The sequence below is a fragment of the Acinetobacter sp. 40AMC3-4 genome (assembly GCF_049898185.1).
Lineage (GTDB): Bacteria > Pseudomonadota > Gammaproteobacteria > Pseudomonadales > Moraxellaceae > Acinetobacter.
In genome coordinates this window covers 64,125-76,711 of sequence record NZ_JAFCXG010000006.1, presented here as the reverse complement: position 1 = coordinate 76,711, position 12,587 = coordinate 64,125, and the positions used below count along the sequence as shown (strand labels likewise).

The following is a 12,587-nucleotide window of genomic DNA, read 5'->3' as shown; positions in this document are numbered from 1 at the left end:
TGTTTAGAATCCAAGTATTTTTTCGGTAATATTTTTAAAGTCTAATTTTATATAAATTATCTAATATTATTTTGTCGATACGCACCTGGACTGACGCCAGTCCACTTTTTGAATGCACGATGAAATGCACTGGATTCCTGAAAGTTAAGCTGATCGCTGATCTCTTGTAAACTTTGTTCAGTACGGGTCAGTAATTCAATTGCGGTATCCCGGCGTATCTCATTTTTTAATTGCTGATAGCTGACACCTTCACTTTTTAAACGCCGTTGCATGGTGGCTTCAGACATATTCATTTTTAAGGCTAGTTCATTCAGTTCCAGCCATTCTGCCGGCGAAACCTGTAGCAATTTTCGGCGAATCTGGGTGCTCAAGGCATAGGGGTTTTTAAAACGCACCAATAAATTTTGTGGTGTTTGCTGAATAAACTGATACCAAGACTGAGTATCCTGTTTAATCGGCAGTTGCAGATAGCTGGCATCAAATTGCACGTAATTTTCGCTGGCCTGATATTCAATCTGTTCACAGAATCGAACTTTGTAATCAAAATCATTCAGTGGTGCTGCACATTTCAATTGAATCTGATTAAGCAAAATCCGTTGTCCACTTAACCAGCAGATCAGGGTATGAATCAGCATCAGATAAGTCGCATAACTAAACATGCGTTTGGTTGTTTTTAAATCATAAATCACGATATAGGCATAGTGTTCCTCAACCATGAGCGTGCTTTGCAGGTCGTCCAAAACCAAGTTGAGAAATTGCAGAATGTTTTGCAGCGCTTTTTCCAGTGTATCTGCCTGCATAACCATTTTCGAAAGCAATTTAAAACTGCCACGACGCATGGCATGGCTGTCCATGCCAAAAAATTCGTCATTCATGCTGTCTGCAAGCACAGTCCATAATTGGGCAAATTGGCTGACCGACACGCGTGCCTTGGGAGCATTTAATACTTCTGCTGGGATATTGGCTTTTTTCAAAATGGCAGGGATATCAAATTGCAGCCGTTTGGCATCCAGCAATGCTTCGTTCACCAGGTCAATCGAGATGGTGCCTTTGCTATATTCCAGTGCAGGCTTATACATATTCAGTCTGACATCCTTGTTTTCATTGTTCAAATACATCATGCAAGATGCAATATTTGGAAATTGTACAGAATAAAAACTCTGTTTACTCTGCATATTAAGTCGTATCTGAAATAGAAAAATCGCTAGGAAATAAACATGAACATTCAGGGAAAAGTTATTGTGATCACTGGTGGTGCCTCAGGTTTGGGTGCAGCTACAGCGACTCATTTGGTTGAACACGGTGCTAAAGTGATTCTGGTCGATATGAATCAGGAGCGGGGTGAAGTACTACAGCAGCAACTGGGTTCACAGTCTGAGTTTGTACAGCTTGATGTTACCGATGAACAAGCCGTTGAAAGTTTCTTCGCTCATGTTGAAAGTACGTATGGTCAACTGAATGGTCTGATCAACTGTGCCGGGATTGCACCGTCTGCCAAAGTATTGGGACGAAACGGCATCCATGAATTGACAATGTTCCAAAAAGTGCTGAATATTAATGTAAACGGTACTTTTAATATGTTGCGTCATGCGGCGGCTTTAATTGCAAAATATGAGCTGCAAGCCGGTGAAGAAGAACGTGGGGTGATTGTGAATACTGCCTCTGTGGCTGCTTATGATGGTCAGATTGGCCAGACTGCTTATGCTGCTTCAAAAGGTGCAGTCGTCGCAATGACCTTACCTTTGGCACGTGAACTGGCTCGTGAGGCAATTCGTGTCATGACTATCGCGCCGGGCATTATGGAAACTCCGATGCTGAAAGGCATGCCGCAAAATGTCCAGGATGCTTTGGGGCAAATGGTGCCATTTCCATCGCGTCTGGCCAAACCACAGGAATTTGCCCAGCTGGTGGGACATATCTTTGAAAATGGTTATTTGAATGGTGAAGTGATTCGTCTAGATGGTGCAATCCGTATGGCGCCAAAATAATTTTTTAAATAAACACATTTTCTCTGATTCATCAAAATGGCAATGACGTATCAGGGAAAGTTGCATGCTGAATTTGCCGAATATATCCAGAAAGCATCACATTTCTGGCAGTTAAAAAGTCCTTGCTAATGCTGGATAGAAAAAAATAAAGAAGGGAAATACCCGTGATTTTAAATGATGAACAAAAAATGATTCAGGACATGATGCGTAACTATTCGCAGCAGAAACTGAAACCGACGGCGGCCTTACGCGACAAAACGGCACAATTTCCAGCACAAGAACTTAAAGAGCTTGGTGAGCTTGGTGCATTGGGTATGACAGTGGCTGAAGAATGGGGTGGTGCAGGTCTGGATTATGTATCATTGGTTTTGGCGCTAGAGGAAATTGCCGCAGGAGATGGTGCAATCTCGACGATTATCAGTGTGCAGAATTCTTTGCCTTGCGGCATTACCCAGCGTTATGGCACTGAAGCACAAAAACAGCAGTATTTAACTAAGCTGGCGACAGGTGAATGGCTTGGCTGTTTCTGTTTGACAGAACCTCAGGCCGGTTCGGATGCCAGTTCGCTGGAGTGTAAAGCCGAACGTGATGGTGATGAATGGGTGCTAAATGGCACCAAGCAGTTTATCACGACAGGTAAACACGCACAGATTGCACTAGTCTTTGCTGTGACTGATAAATCTGCAGGGAAAAAGGGTATTTCATGCTTTCTGGTGCCGACCGATGCACCGGGTTATATCGTGTCACGCCTAGAAGAGAAAATGGGTCAGCATTGTTCGGATACCGCGACCATCGTTCTGGATAACTGCCGGATTCCGGCTGCCAACCTGCTGGGCCAGGAAGGTGAAGGCTATAAAATTGCCTTGTCGAATCTTGAATCGGGTCGGATCGGCATTGCAGCACAATCAGTCGGTATGGCGCGGGCTGCACTAGATGCTGCAGTGGAATATGCCAATGAACGCAAAGCCTTTGGTGTGGAAATTGTGCAGCATCAGGCTGTGGCGTTCAGGCTTGCAGATATGGCGACCCAAATTGAAGCCGCACGTCAGCTTGTCTTGCATGCTGCAACGTTAAAAGATGCAGGCTTGGCGTGTTTAAAAGAAGCATCGATGGCAAAGCTGTTTGCATCGACCATTGCAGAGCGAGTCTGTTCAGATGCGATCCAGATTCATGGTGGCTACGGTTATGTCTCTGATTTTCCGGTTGAGCGTATCTATCGTGATGTGCGAGTGAGCCAGATTTATGAAGGTGCATCAGATATTCAACGACTGGTGATTGCACGTGAAGTGTGTCAACGCTGATTGTTAAATTAAAAAAAACAGACTTTGATTAATGTTCAAATTCTGTACTTACATGGATGGATATGGAAATTGCAGGATTCAACTGAACATGATGATCTAAAGACATACAGTGCGAATAATCGAAAAATAAGCTTTATTCATGTTCTAGCCATAGGGCATGAATGCAGATTTGAGAAAGTATGCTGATGGAATCAGCAGGAACAACAAATACAAATGGACAAACTCAGGCAAGGTCGCCTGAAAACTACAACAGGAAAGAGGTTGTCGTCATGAAGACACTAGAACAGGCATATGCTGATTTTAATTTTGAAAATATGGTTCAGGAACATCTGGTTGGAAACGCAGAGAACATCAATGCGTATACCGAATGCTGTGGTCGCTACCTGGGTCAAAACCGAACTGCACTGATCTGGGAAGGCAAAAACGGAGACGCAGAGCAGTGGACCTTTGAACAGCTGGCCGTGGCTTCAGGGCAGTTGGCCAATTATATGCATTCTCTGGGTTTAAAGGCCGGCGACTGTATTGCAGGGTTACTGCCAAGAACGCCAGCACTCTTAATTACCATATTGGCCACCTGGCGGATCGGTGCCATATACCAACCTTTATTTACTGCTTTTGAAAGTAAAGCCATTGAACATCGCATCAGTACCGCTGGCACCCAGTTGATTGTTACTGATGAAGAGCAGCGACTGAAACTCCATGATCTCAATGTCCCGAATATTCTGACTGTGCATCAGGCAGCGGCAGATGACTATCAAGATGCGGATTTCTGGACAGCCTTACAGCAACAACCGGAAGAGTTTGAACCGGTAAATTGCCAGTTTAATGATGTCTTCCTGATGATGTTTACTTCAGGCACCACAGGCTTGGCGAAATCGGTTCCTGTGCCTTTAAAAGCCTTGTTGGCCTTTAAGGGTTATATGCTGCACGCTGTAGATCTGCGAGATGAAGATTCCTTCTGGAATCTGGCAGATCCGGGCTGGGCGTATGGACTGTATTATGGTATTGCAGGGCCGTTGAGTTTAGGGCACAGCATCATCATGGATGAACGTGGATTCAGTGTCGATAACGCCATACAAATCATTCAAAAATATCAGGTCAGCAACCTGACCGGCTCGCCAACCGCATTCCGTATGTTCTTTGGCTTTAAAGAAAAATTTGATGCAGGTATCAGTTCGCATTTACGCGTGGTAAGCAGTGCAGGTGAGCCGCTCACGCCTGAAGTGATTCAGTGGTTCAATCATGATTTAAATGTGAATATCTATGATCAATATGGACAGACTGAACTGGGTATGGTGATCGCCAATCATCATGGCCTGGAGCATTATAAAAAAGTCGGTTCAGCTGGTTTTGCCATTCCTGGGCATCGTTTTGCTGTATTGAACAAAGAACATCAGGAAGTAGAAAAAGGCGGTATTGGAACACTTGCTATCGACTGTTCAGCTTCACCTTTGATGTGGTTTGAAGGCTATGCAGGGCATAACCGCAAGTCATTTGTCGGGCAGTATTATCTCACTGGTGATACCGTGAAGCTGAATGAATATGGCGGTATTGATTTTATTGGGCGTGCAGACGATGTCATTACAACCTCGGGCTATCGGGTTGGGCCTTTTGATGTAGAAAGTACCTTGCTTGAATGTGAGGAAGTGCTTGAATCCGCAGTCGTTGGAAAGCCAGATCCAGAACGAACAGAAATTGTGAAAGCCTTTGTAGTGCTTAAATCGGCTTATCCTGCTACTGAAGATTTAATGTTGAAACTGCAAAGTTATGTACGTTCACGCTTATCCAAACATGCCTATCCGAAAGAGATTGAGTTTGTAGAAGCTTTGCCTAAAACATCGAGCGGCAAAATTCAGCGCAATTTACTCAAACAGCAGGAAATAGCCAAAGTCCAAGAGATGAAGCGAGTCAGTTAATTTAGTTAGTTAGTTTCTCAAATTAGTTTTTTGATTGAATGCTAAAAGGTTGCCATGGCAGCCTTTTGGTTTTTTAGGAAATAAATCTTCTACTTAAATTTTAGTCAGATATTGAGCTGATTTTCCCAAGCTTATATTTTTAAGAGAGCAGATTAAGGCAAGCAAAAATTATAATTTTTTATGTCATTACAGTGGAATTACATTGATATTTAAAATTAAATATATCAAAAAATTAGCCTCTTAATTTCAAGAGGCTAAATCTCATTCATTACCAGATATTACTTTGTAGATTCACTTTTTGATGTTCTGCATGCGGTTCGCCCGCTTCACCAGTTACGCCGCCTTTTAAGGCTTTAAAAAGCTGGGTGACTTTGTTGTCTGTCACATTCCAATATTCTGCGCTGATTGCTTCAGCAATCAATACCCGTACGGTAGGATCATCTTTGCCTTCAAACCAGTTTTCAGCCCACGGATTCCACAACTGTTCAATCAGAATGCGGTCAGTACTGATCTGGGCATGAGCACTGATCGACACATAGATACCATCTGATGGTTTTGCAAAAGACAGACCAATCTGACCACGGCCTGTTTCTGTTGCTTTGACCAGATCATTGGTGTTACGCAGGATGAAATATAAGTTTTGACGTTCATTCATCTGCTCGGAGTTCAGCATGGTCATCGGCTGGGAGTGTATTTCATGTGTGTCGGTTAAATGGCTGATCATGGTGTAACGAACATCCTTGATCAATTCCCATAATTTTTCACGATTATCATGTTGAGTATTGTTATGCTCGGTCATGTATGTTCTCCATACGATTTTATGAAAGCTGAAAAGATTGCTTGGTATTTTCAGATTAATCATATTTAGAGACAGATGCCTTAGGTCTCACTGAACTCATACATTTTCATACTCAAATATAGGCAGAGACTACAGAATTGCTAAACAAGACAGCTCGATTTACAGGGAAATTTAATAACAAAGATTTTAAAAACTTCAGGTCTGACACCTTTTATAAGTTAGAAAAAGCTGTTTGCCGGAACCATTGAATTGAGGTGATTCAAAAAATCTTGCCAAGCCATAGCCGCTGCATCTTGATACCGAGCGTTTAGCTGATATGCTATTTGCCATCAACGATGGCCGAACCATTTATTGATGTGCTGTGAATTGAATGTGAGATTGATATTCCAGAGATTTATCAGTCCTTAAAAAATTCAGTAAAGCTAATTTTTGCGATCATTGTTAAAAATTTTCGAAACAAGGAAAGACGTTGTCTACATTTAACATGGATGCCATATCCCCAGAATTCGAACTCACCGATGCTGAACTGCATCTGTATAGCCGTCAGATTCTTCTGGATGGCTGGGATATTGACGCTCAAGAACGGTTAAAATTTTCTAATGTCTGCATTATTGGTTGTGGCGGGATAGGCTGTGCACTGGCAGAACTTCTGGCACGTGCAGGTGTGGGAAAAATTACCCTGATCGATCCGGATACCATCGAGATGAGTAATTTACAGCGACAACTGGCATTTATACCGCAGGATATTGGATTTTATAAGGCAGAAACGCTGGCCAAAAGACTGAGTCAGGTTAATCCGAACCTACAAGTTGAATATGTGAATCAGGCCTTAACGGCTGAAAATGTAGTAAGTGTGATTGAGCATCAGGATCTGGTATTGGATGGCTGTGATCAGTTTGCCACACGTTATCTGGTCAATCATATTTGCGTGGAGCTGAATGTGCCCTTATTGAGTGCTTCTGCGATTGGCTTGCAAGGTCAGCTATTTATGGTCGAAGGGGATTCCGCCTGTTATGCTTGCCTGTTCCCGCCAGAAAATCAGGCCGATGAAAGTCTGCGCTGTGCAGATTCCGGTGTACTGGCGACCACACCGAATGTGATGGCCAGCTTGCAGGCACATCATGCCTTGTTATATCTGGGATTAGGTCAGATACCACTTCGACAAAAACTGTTGTTGTGGGACGGACTGAGTTTTAAGCAGCGGATTCTCGCTTTCGAAAAAGATACAGATTGCCTGATCTGTCAGGCAAGATAAGCCTGCAAAGTCCAATTTTTTTGCTACACTGCGTTTAATTAATTTTTCCTAAGACATTATGAAAAACAATATCTGGTTAGATGGAATACGTTCAGTTGCCCGTATGGGAGAAACAGCAGTCGTTGCGGCAAAGGCGGGCTTTAAATATGCTACTGAAAAGCCGAGCAATGCCAAACTGATGCGTGAAACTTTTGAATCCTTAGGTTCAACTTATATCAAGCTGGGTCAGTTTATTGCCAGCACACCGTCGCTGTTTCCACGTGAATACGTTGAAGAATTTCAGGGTTGTCTGGATCAGACACCACGCTTGCCGTTTAGCTATATTCAGCAAGTGTTGGCTTCTGAATTTGCAGGACGTAATCTGGATGAAATCTTTGCATCAATTGACGAAACCCCATTAGCCTCTGCATCTATTGCACAGGTGCATGCGGCCAAATTGGTGTCTGGCGAAGATGTGGTGATTAAGGTACAAAAACCGGGTGTAGAGACCATTTTGTACACTGACTTGAACGTCCTACATTGGGCAACCAAGTTACTGGAAAAAGCAGTCCCTAAAGTCAAGTTTGCTTCACTGGCTGACATTGTCGAAGAAATCAAAACCCGTATGGTACGTGAAGTTGATTTCATTGAAGAAGCCCAGAATCTGGATGATTTCGTTAATTACCTGAATATCACCAACAATCAGGCAGCCACTGCGCCGAAGGTTTATCATCAATATTCGACCCGTCGTGTGCTCACCATGCAGCGTTTATACGGTGTGCCTTTGACAGATTTTGAAGTGGTCAAAAAAGTATCCAAAGATCCATCTCAAGTACTCATCACTGCGATGAATACCTGGTTCGGAAGCTTGATGATGTGTAACAGTTTCCATGCCGATCTGCATGCAGGCAACCTGATGCTGCTCGAAGATGGCCGTGTCGGTTTTATTGATTTCGGTATCGTTGGTCAGCTCAAGCCTGAGGTATGGACGGCATGTATGGCATTCATGGATTCATTGCAACATACCAATTATGAGCTGATGGCACAAAACATGCTGAAAATGGGCATGACCGCTGTGCAGATTGATACCAAAGTTTTGGCTGCTGATCTGGAACGTTTATTTAGTGGCGTGTTGATGGCAGATCCACAGGAATTGTTAACGTCTAATCCTGCTGACCTGAACGATATCATGATGGATATGGTGGCTGTGGGTGAACGTCACGGGATCCGGTTCCCGCGCGACTTTGCCTTGCTATTCAAACAAATGTTGTATTTCGACCGTTTTATGCGAATTCTGGCGCCGTATACCGATATCTATGCCGATCAGCGTTTGCAAATGGTGCAAAGCATGGATCCTAATCTGCTGTTAAAGCATTAATTTAATCCCTCCCGACCTCCCTTTCTAAAGGGAGGAGTGTCTCATTGCTTGATAAAGTAGAAGCGATAAAAGTCCCTCTTTATAAAAGAGGGATTTAGGGAGATTAGTTGTAAATATCATATTCTCGAGCAATCCAATGGACGCCATTATTATTGAAGGTTTAAAAGTTGAGACAGTCGTTGGCTGCTTTAACTGGGAGCGTCAAATTATTCAGCCTTTAATGCTGGATTTGATCATTCAAACCGATTTGGAACAGGCATCAAACTCAGATGCACTTGCAGATACGTTGAATTATGCAGAAATTTGTGAGATTTCCAGTAAAGTCATTCAAGACGCCAAGCCTGAATTGATTGAACATGCAGCAAAGTTAGTGCTGAATGCACTTTTTACTACCTTTACAGCAATTGAATCGATTAATATTACGATCCGTAAGCCTGCCATTATCGCGCAAGCCAATTCTGTAGGGATACGTCTTGAACGCCACCGAAACGATTTTCGCCCTAGCATTAGCGAGTAATTGTCATCCTCAGCAACACTTTCAAGCTGCACAGCAACGTATTTCTGAATGGGGAGAAGTTCAGTTTTCTCCCATTTATATGATTCCTTGCCGTGATGGCATCGGCGCAGATTACTGGAATGCAGCGTGTTTATTGCGAAGTTCGGTGTCTAGTGAAGACCTGATTGAGCTGCTCAAACAGCTGGAACAGGCATCAGGGCGAGTACGTCCATCACATCAGATTACTTTGGATGTTGATTTGATTGCCTGGGGATCCGATCTTCAACATATGCAGTTTAATGAAAAAAAATTGCCTTTGGCTTTGGATGTGAAAGTGCCCATGTTTGATATCTGGCATGATGCCATGTTCGAACATGGATCACATAGCTTCCCAACAGTTGAACAGCTGATTTAAATCAAATCACCTAATTTTTTGCTCATAAATTTTATCCAGTAAGAATGATTAACCAACCTGATCAAACAAGATCAGGCTTTTTTATGATTCAATTTTTTGTTTTAGATGAAAAGAAAAATTCAGATAAGATGAGGTGCTTAAGTATAGAGCTCATTTAAAAATGAAAATATTAGAAATCTTGGTTTCGGTGATTTTAATCCTTGGGATTCTTTATGTGATCCAATGGGGATTTCATGGTTTTCCGACGGGAAATTAATATTTGATTGATTTAAAGCTCTGGAATTTATTTTAAGATCAGTAAAAACCCTCAAAGCAGTAAAAATGCCTCATCGCTCTTTCACTTTTTCTTGTTATAAAAAATGATCAGCAATATGATAATGATCGCCAAGATGGCAAGAATAACCGTAGTTTCCATAACAATACCTCTCATGCATAGATCTTAGGTTTTAAATATCTAAATTAAAACCGAACATATATTAATTAAACTCAAGTTTTGTTAGAGCGGCTAGTTTTTGAAAAAACATTTTTCAGTGATGTTAATACAAGAGCCGCTCAATCCTATTCTTTGTCTAGCTAAAAAATAAACACATATTTAGGCAACAGACACATTAAATAATGATCCGATCCATGCACTGAATAACATGGCGATAATTCCCCAGAGCATCACCCGAACTGCACCTCTCCAGACGCTTACTCCACCGGCATAGCTTGCCAGTGCACCCATCATCCCCAGGCTTAAAACGCCAATCAGCATGACGCCTTTATCCAGATAGTGTTCCGGTAAAATCATAATTGAAATTAAAGGAAATAATGAACCTACCGTAAAGGCCATGGCCGAAGAAAATGCAGCGAGAAAGGGTTGGGCAGAGGTATGTGCTGAAATACCAATTTCATCCCGGGCATGGGCATCCAAGGCATTATGGTCGGTCAGCTGTTCAGCGACCTGTTGTGCCAAAGCAGGTTCCAGACCTCGTTGTATATAAATCGTTTTGAGCTCATTTAACTCATGCGTGGGATGGCGTTGTAGTTCGCGCTCTTCCATGAGTAGATCATTGGTTTCAATGTCTTGCTGGGATTTAACCGAAATATATTCACCGGCCGCCATTGATGCGGCTCCAGAAATCAATCCGGCAACACAGGTCACCAATAAAATTTCTGTAGATGCTCCACTGGCTGCAATACCCACCACCAGACTGGTGACCGAAATAATCCCGTCATTTGCCCCCAGTACAGCTGCACGAAGCCAACCCGCGCGTTCGATATAATGTTTTTCAAGATGGTATGAATGGCGCACAATGAAGCCCCTTTTTTATTATCATCATGATTATATTAAATTTAAGTCATGTATAGATAGTAGGATTGAATCGATCTGAAAATTATCTTGAATGATCAGCTCATCGTGCGCTTGGCTGAGCATTTTATCAATCCAAGATAAAATCGAAGTGAGATTCATAAGTTCAAGAAATCAGACGCACTTGATACATAATTGATTTACGAATGGTAAAAATGACTAAAGCAAATCAAACATATCGAACAAAATAATAGCTGAGTGAGTTGGTTTAAAAAGAGAATTATCATGAAAGAAAAACATGAAAGCCATAAATGCTTGGTATGCGGCAAGCACTTTCTTCTGAAAAATCTCACCCCGATGGGAACAGTCAGACAAGTCATTACCGAAGAGATTGCCAAAGATATTCCAGGCTGGACACCGCAAGATTATATTTGCCAGGCAGATTTAACCCAGTACCGTATACAGTATGTACATTCATTATTAAGTTCGGAAAAGGGTGAAGTGACTGATCTTGAGTTTGAAGTGATTGATAGCATGCATCAGCATGAACTGATTACCAAAAATGTGGAAACGACCTTAGAGCAAAAGTGGACCTTGGGAGAAAGGCTCGCCGATAAAATTGCAACTTTTGGTGGAAGCTGGACCTTTTTGATTTGTTTTGCAATCTTCTTGGGCCTGTGGATTACGATAAATACTGTGGTGATGGTGACACGACCTGCTGATCCTTATCCTTTTATTCTGTTGAATTTAATCCTATCCTGTCTTGCGGCGATTCAGGCACCTATTATTATGATGAGCCAGAACAGACAGGAAGCAAAAGACCGCTTACGTTCGCAAAATGATTATCAGATCAATTTAAAAGCCGAGCTGGAAATCCAACACTTGCATGAAAAATTAGATCATCTGCTGCTACATCAATGGGAACGGCTGGCGCAAATTCAGGAAATCCAGCTGGACCTGCTTTCTGAAATGAGCAAAAAAGATTAAAGGATGCTGTGGGGGAATCTCTATTATTTTATAGAGCTTATAAGTAATAAGATCGCCATATGCCTTGAGTTGTTATTATCTCGCTCAAGATTTGACCCATATTAAAAAGCCCACAAATGAGTGGGCTCAAACTAAAACCGTCTTATTTAAATAAAATAACTGGTTTTGGTCATCAACTTGGAAATGCCTGTCATGGCGATCTTAACTGGAACGGGTAAATCTACACCGCCAGCATTTAACGCTGTATCCCGATGATGCAGTTCATCTTCATTCATCTGTTCTAGAATACGACGAGAACGTTCATCCTGCGGTGGCAACTGGCTAATATGATGCTGTAAATGCATGCTGACCTGACGTTCTGTTTCAGCCACAAAACCCAAGCTGTATTTGTCACCTGCGATTCCGGCAATCGCGCCCATACCAAAGGAAAGACCGTACCAGACCGGATTGAGTAGGCTGGTATGGCTATCCAGTTCTTTTAAGCGGTCTTCACACCAGGCCAGATGATCCTGTTCTTCAATCGCTGCCTGTTCCATTTCACGACGTACATTCGGGAGTTTAGCCGTCATCGCCTGACCATGGTACAGTGCCTGTGCGCAAACCTCACCACTATGATTGACCCGCATTAAACCTGCTACATGACGTGCATCACTGACCGTTAATTGTGTTTCTACCGGTTGGGCCGGATTTTCACGTTGGGCCGAAGTCGTGCCCGGGACTAGACTGCGTAATGCCTGGTCAAAAGAGTGAATCAGTTTATCGAGACCTGTATATTGACGCAT

The 12,587-nt window shown here is 42.5% G+C and carries 12 protein-coding genes; 8 read left to right on the top strand and 4 right to left on the bottom strand.

What is annotated here, in order from left to right; translation table 11 throughout:
* Positions 1-56 precede the first annotated feature (56 nt).
* Positions 57-1,079 carry an AraC family transcriptional regulator gene (locus ACP7BU_RS09140; RefSeq protein ID WP_425879822.1) on the bottom strand — a complete coding sequence of 341 codons (1,023 nt, stop codon included), beginning with the start codon at positions 1,077-1,079 and terminating at the stop codon, positions 57-59.
* A 138-nt stretch (positions 1,080-1,217) separates the two neighbouring features.
* Between ACP7BU_RS09140 and ACP7BU_RS09135 the strand changes: the two genes are divergently transcribed.
* The 3 genes from ACP7BU_RS09135 (at position 1,218) to ACP7BU_RS09125 (ending at position 5,205) form a co-directional block, all read left to right on the top strand.
* Entirely contained in the window at positions 1,218-1,988 is a 771-nt protein-coding gene (locus ACP7BU_RS09135) for a 3-hydroxyacyl-CoA dehydrogenase (RefSeq protein WP_425879821.1), read from the top strand.
* A gap of 164 nt (positions 1,989-2,152) precedes the next feature.
* Positions 2,153-3,289, top strand: coding sequence for an acyl-CoA dehydrogenase family protein (locus ACP7BU_RS09130; protein ID WP_180037361.1), 1,137 nt, complete (start codon positions 2,153-2,155; stop codon positions 3,287-3,289).
* Between the two features lie 269 nt (positions 3,290-3,558).
* Positions 3,559-5,205: an AMP-binding protein gene (locus ACP7BU_RS09125; protein ID WP_425879820.1), complete on the top strand. Its 1,647-nt coding sequence runs from the start codon at positions 3,559-3,561 to the stop codon at positions 5,203-5,205.
* A 268-nt stretch (positions 5,206-5,473) separates the two neighbouring features.
* Here the strand turns inward: ACP7BU_RS09125 and ACP7BU_RS09120 are convergent, their stop codons facing one another.
* On the bottom strand, positions 5,474-6,004 hold the full coding sequence (locus tag ACP7BU_RS09120) for a pyridoxamine 5'-phosphate oxidase family protein (RefSeq protein WP_425879819.1): 531 nt from the start codon (positions 6,002-6,004) through the stop codon (positions 5,474-5,476).
* A 484-nt stretch (positions 6,005-6,488) separates the two neighbouring features.
* On the opposite strand from ACP7BU_RS09120, the gene ACP7BU_RS09115 reads away from it, so the two are divergent.
* The 4 genes from ACP7BU_RS09115 (at position 6,489) to ACP7BU_RS09100 (ending at position 9,527) form a co-directional block, all read left to right on the top strand.
* Positions 6,489-7,259 (top strand): HesA/MoeB/ThiF family protein, encoded by a 771-nt coding sequence (locus ACP7BU_RS09115; RefSeq protein ID WP_425879866.1) that lies wholly within the window; start codon positions 6,489-6,491, stop codon positions 7,257-7,259.
* A 58-nt stretch (positions 7,260-7,317) separates the two neighbouring features.
* A complete protein-coding gene (locus ACP7BU_RS09110) occupies positions 7,318-8,616 on the top strand; it encodes an ABC1 kinase family protein (RefSeq protein WP_004278767.1) in 1,299 nt (432 codons plus the stop codon).
* 136 nt (positions 8,617-8,752) lie between these two features.
* The gene (gene folB, locus ACP7BU_RS09105; RefSeq protein ID WP_004278766.1) at positions 8,753-9,133 is read left to right on the top strand and encodes a dihydroneopterin aldolase; all 381 of its coding nucleotides are present in this window, start codon (positions 8,753-8,755) and stop codon (positions 9,131-9,133) included.
* Positions 9,090-9,527 carry a 2-amino-4-hydroxy-6-hydroxymethyldihydropteridine diphosphokinase gene (locus ACP7BU_RS09100; protein ID WP_222112201.1) on the top strand — a complete coding sequence of 146 codons (438 nt, stop codon included), beginning with the start codon at positions 9,090-9,092 and terminating at the stop codon, positions 9,525-9,527. The genes folB and ACP7BU_RS09100 overlap by 44 nt, the downstream gene beginning before the upstream one ends.
* 592 nt (positions 9,528-10,119) lie before the next feature.
* On the opposite strand, the gene ACP7BU_RS09095 is transcribed toward ACP7BU_RS09100, so the two are convergent.
* Positions 10,120-10,821 (bottom strand): VIT1/CCC1 transporter family protein, encoded by a 702-nt coding sequence (locus tag ACP7BU_RS09095; protein WP_005097209.1) that lies wholly within the window; start codon positions 10,819-10,821, stop codon positions 10,120-10,122.
* Between the two features lie 282 nt (positions 10,822-11,103).
* Here ACP7BU_RS09095 and ACP7BU_RS09090 point away from each other — a divergent pair, with 282 nt between their 5' ends.
* Positions 11,104-11,805, top strand: a complete 702-nt coding sequence (locus ACP7BU_RS09090) for a DUF1003 domain-containing protein (protein ID WP_253144584.1) — start codon at positions 11,104-11,106, stop codon at positions 11,803-11,805.
* Between the two features lie 146 nt (positions 11,806-11,951).
* Here the strand turns inward: ACP7BU_RS09090 and coq7 are convergent, their stop codons facing one another.
* Positions 11,952-12,587, bottom strand: coding sequence for a 2-polyprenyl-3-methyl-6-methoxy-1,4-benzoquinone monooxygenase (coq7, locus tag ACP7BU_RS09085; RefSeq protein ID WP_005247248.1), 636 nt, complete (start codon positions 12,585-12,587; stop codon positions 11,952-11,954).

What these genes read in the sequence shown, in the direction of transcription:
- ACP7BU_RS09140 (WP_425879822.1), bottom strand. Translation starts at nt 1,079, where the DNA reads ATGTATAAGCCTGCACTGGAATATAGCAAAGGCACCATCTCGATTGAC.
- ACP7BU_RS09135 (WP_425879821.1), top strand. Translation starts at nt 1,218, where the DNA reads ATGAACATTCAGGGAAAAGTTATTGTGATCACTGGTGGTGCCTCAGGT.
- ACP7BU_RS09125 (WP_425879820.1), top strand. Translation starts at nt 3,559, where the DNA reads ATGAAGACACTAGAACAGGCATATGCTGATTTTAATTTTGAAAATATG.
- ACP7BU_RS09120 (WP_425879819.1), bottom strand. Translation starts at nt 6,004, where the DNA reads ATGACCGAGCATAACAATACTCAACATGATAATCGTGAAAAATTATGG.
- ACP7BU_RS09115 (WP_425879866.1), top strand. Translation starts at nt 6,489, where the DNA reads ATGGATGCCATATCCCCAGAATTCGAACTCACCGATGCTGAACTGCAT.
- ACP7BU_RS09110 (WP_004278767.1), top strand. Translation starts at nt 7,318, where the DNA reads ATGAAAAACAATATCTGGTTAGATGGAATACGTTCAGTTGCCCGTATG.
- folB (WP_004278766.1), top strand. Translation starts at nt 8,753, where the DNA reads ATGGACGCCATTATTATTGAAGGTTTAAAAGTTGAGACAGTCGTTGGC.
- ACP7BU_RS09090 (WP_253144584.1), top strand. Translation starts at nt 11,104, where the DNA reads ATGAAAGAAAAACATGAAAGCCATAAATGCTTGGTATGCGGCAAGCAC.
- coq7 (WP_005247248.1), bottom strand. Translation starts at nt 12,587, where the DNA reads ATGCGTCAATATACAGGTCTCGATAAACTGATTCACTCTTTTGACCAG.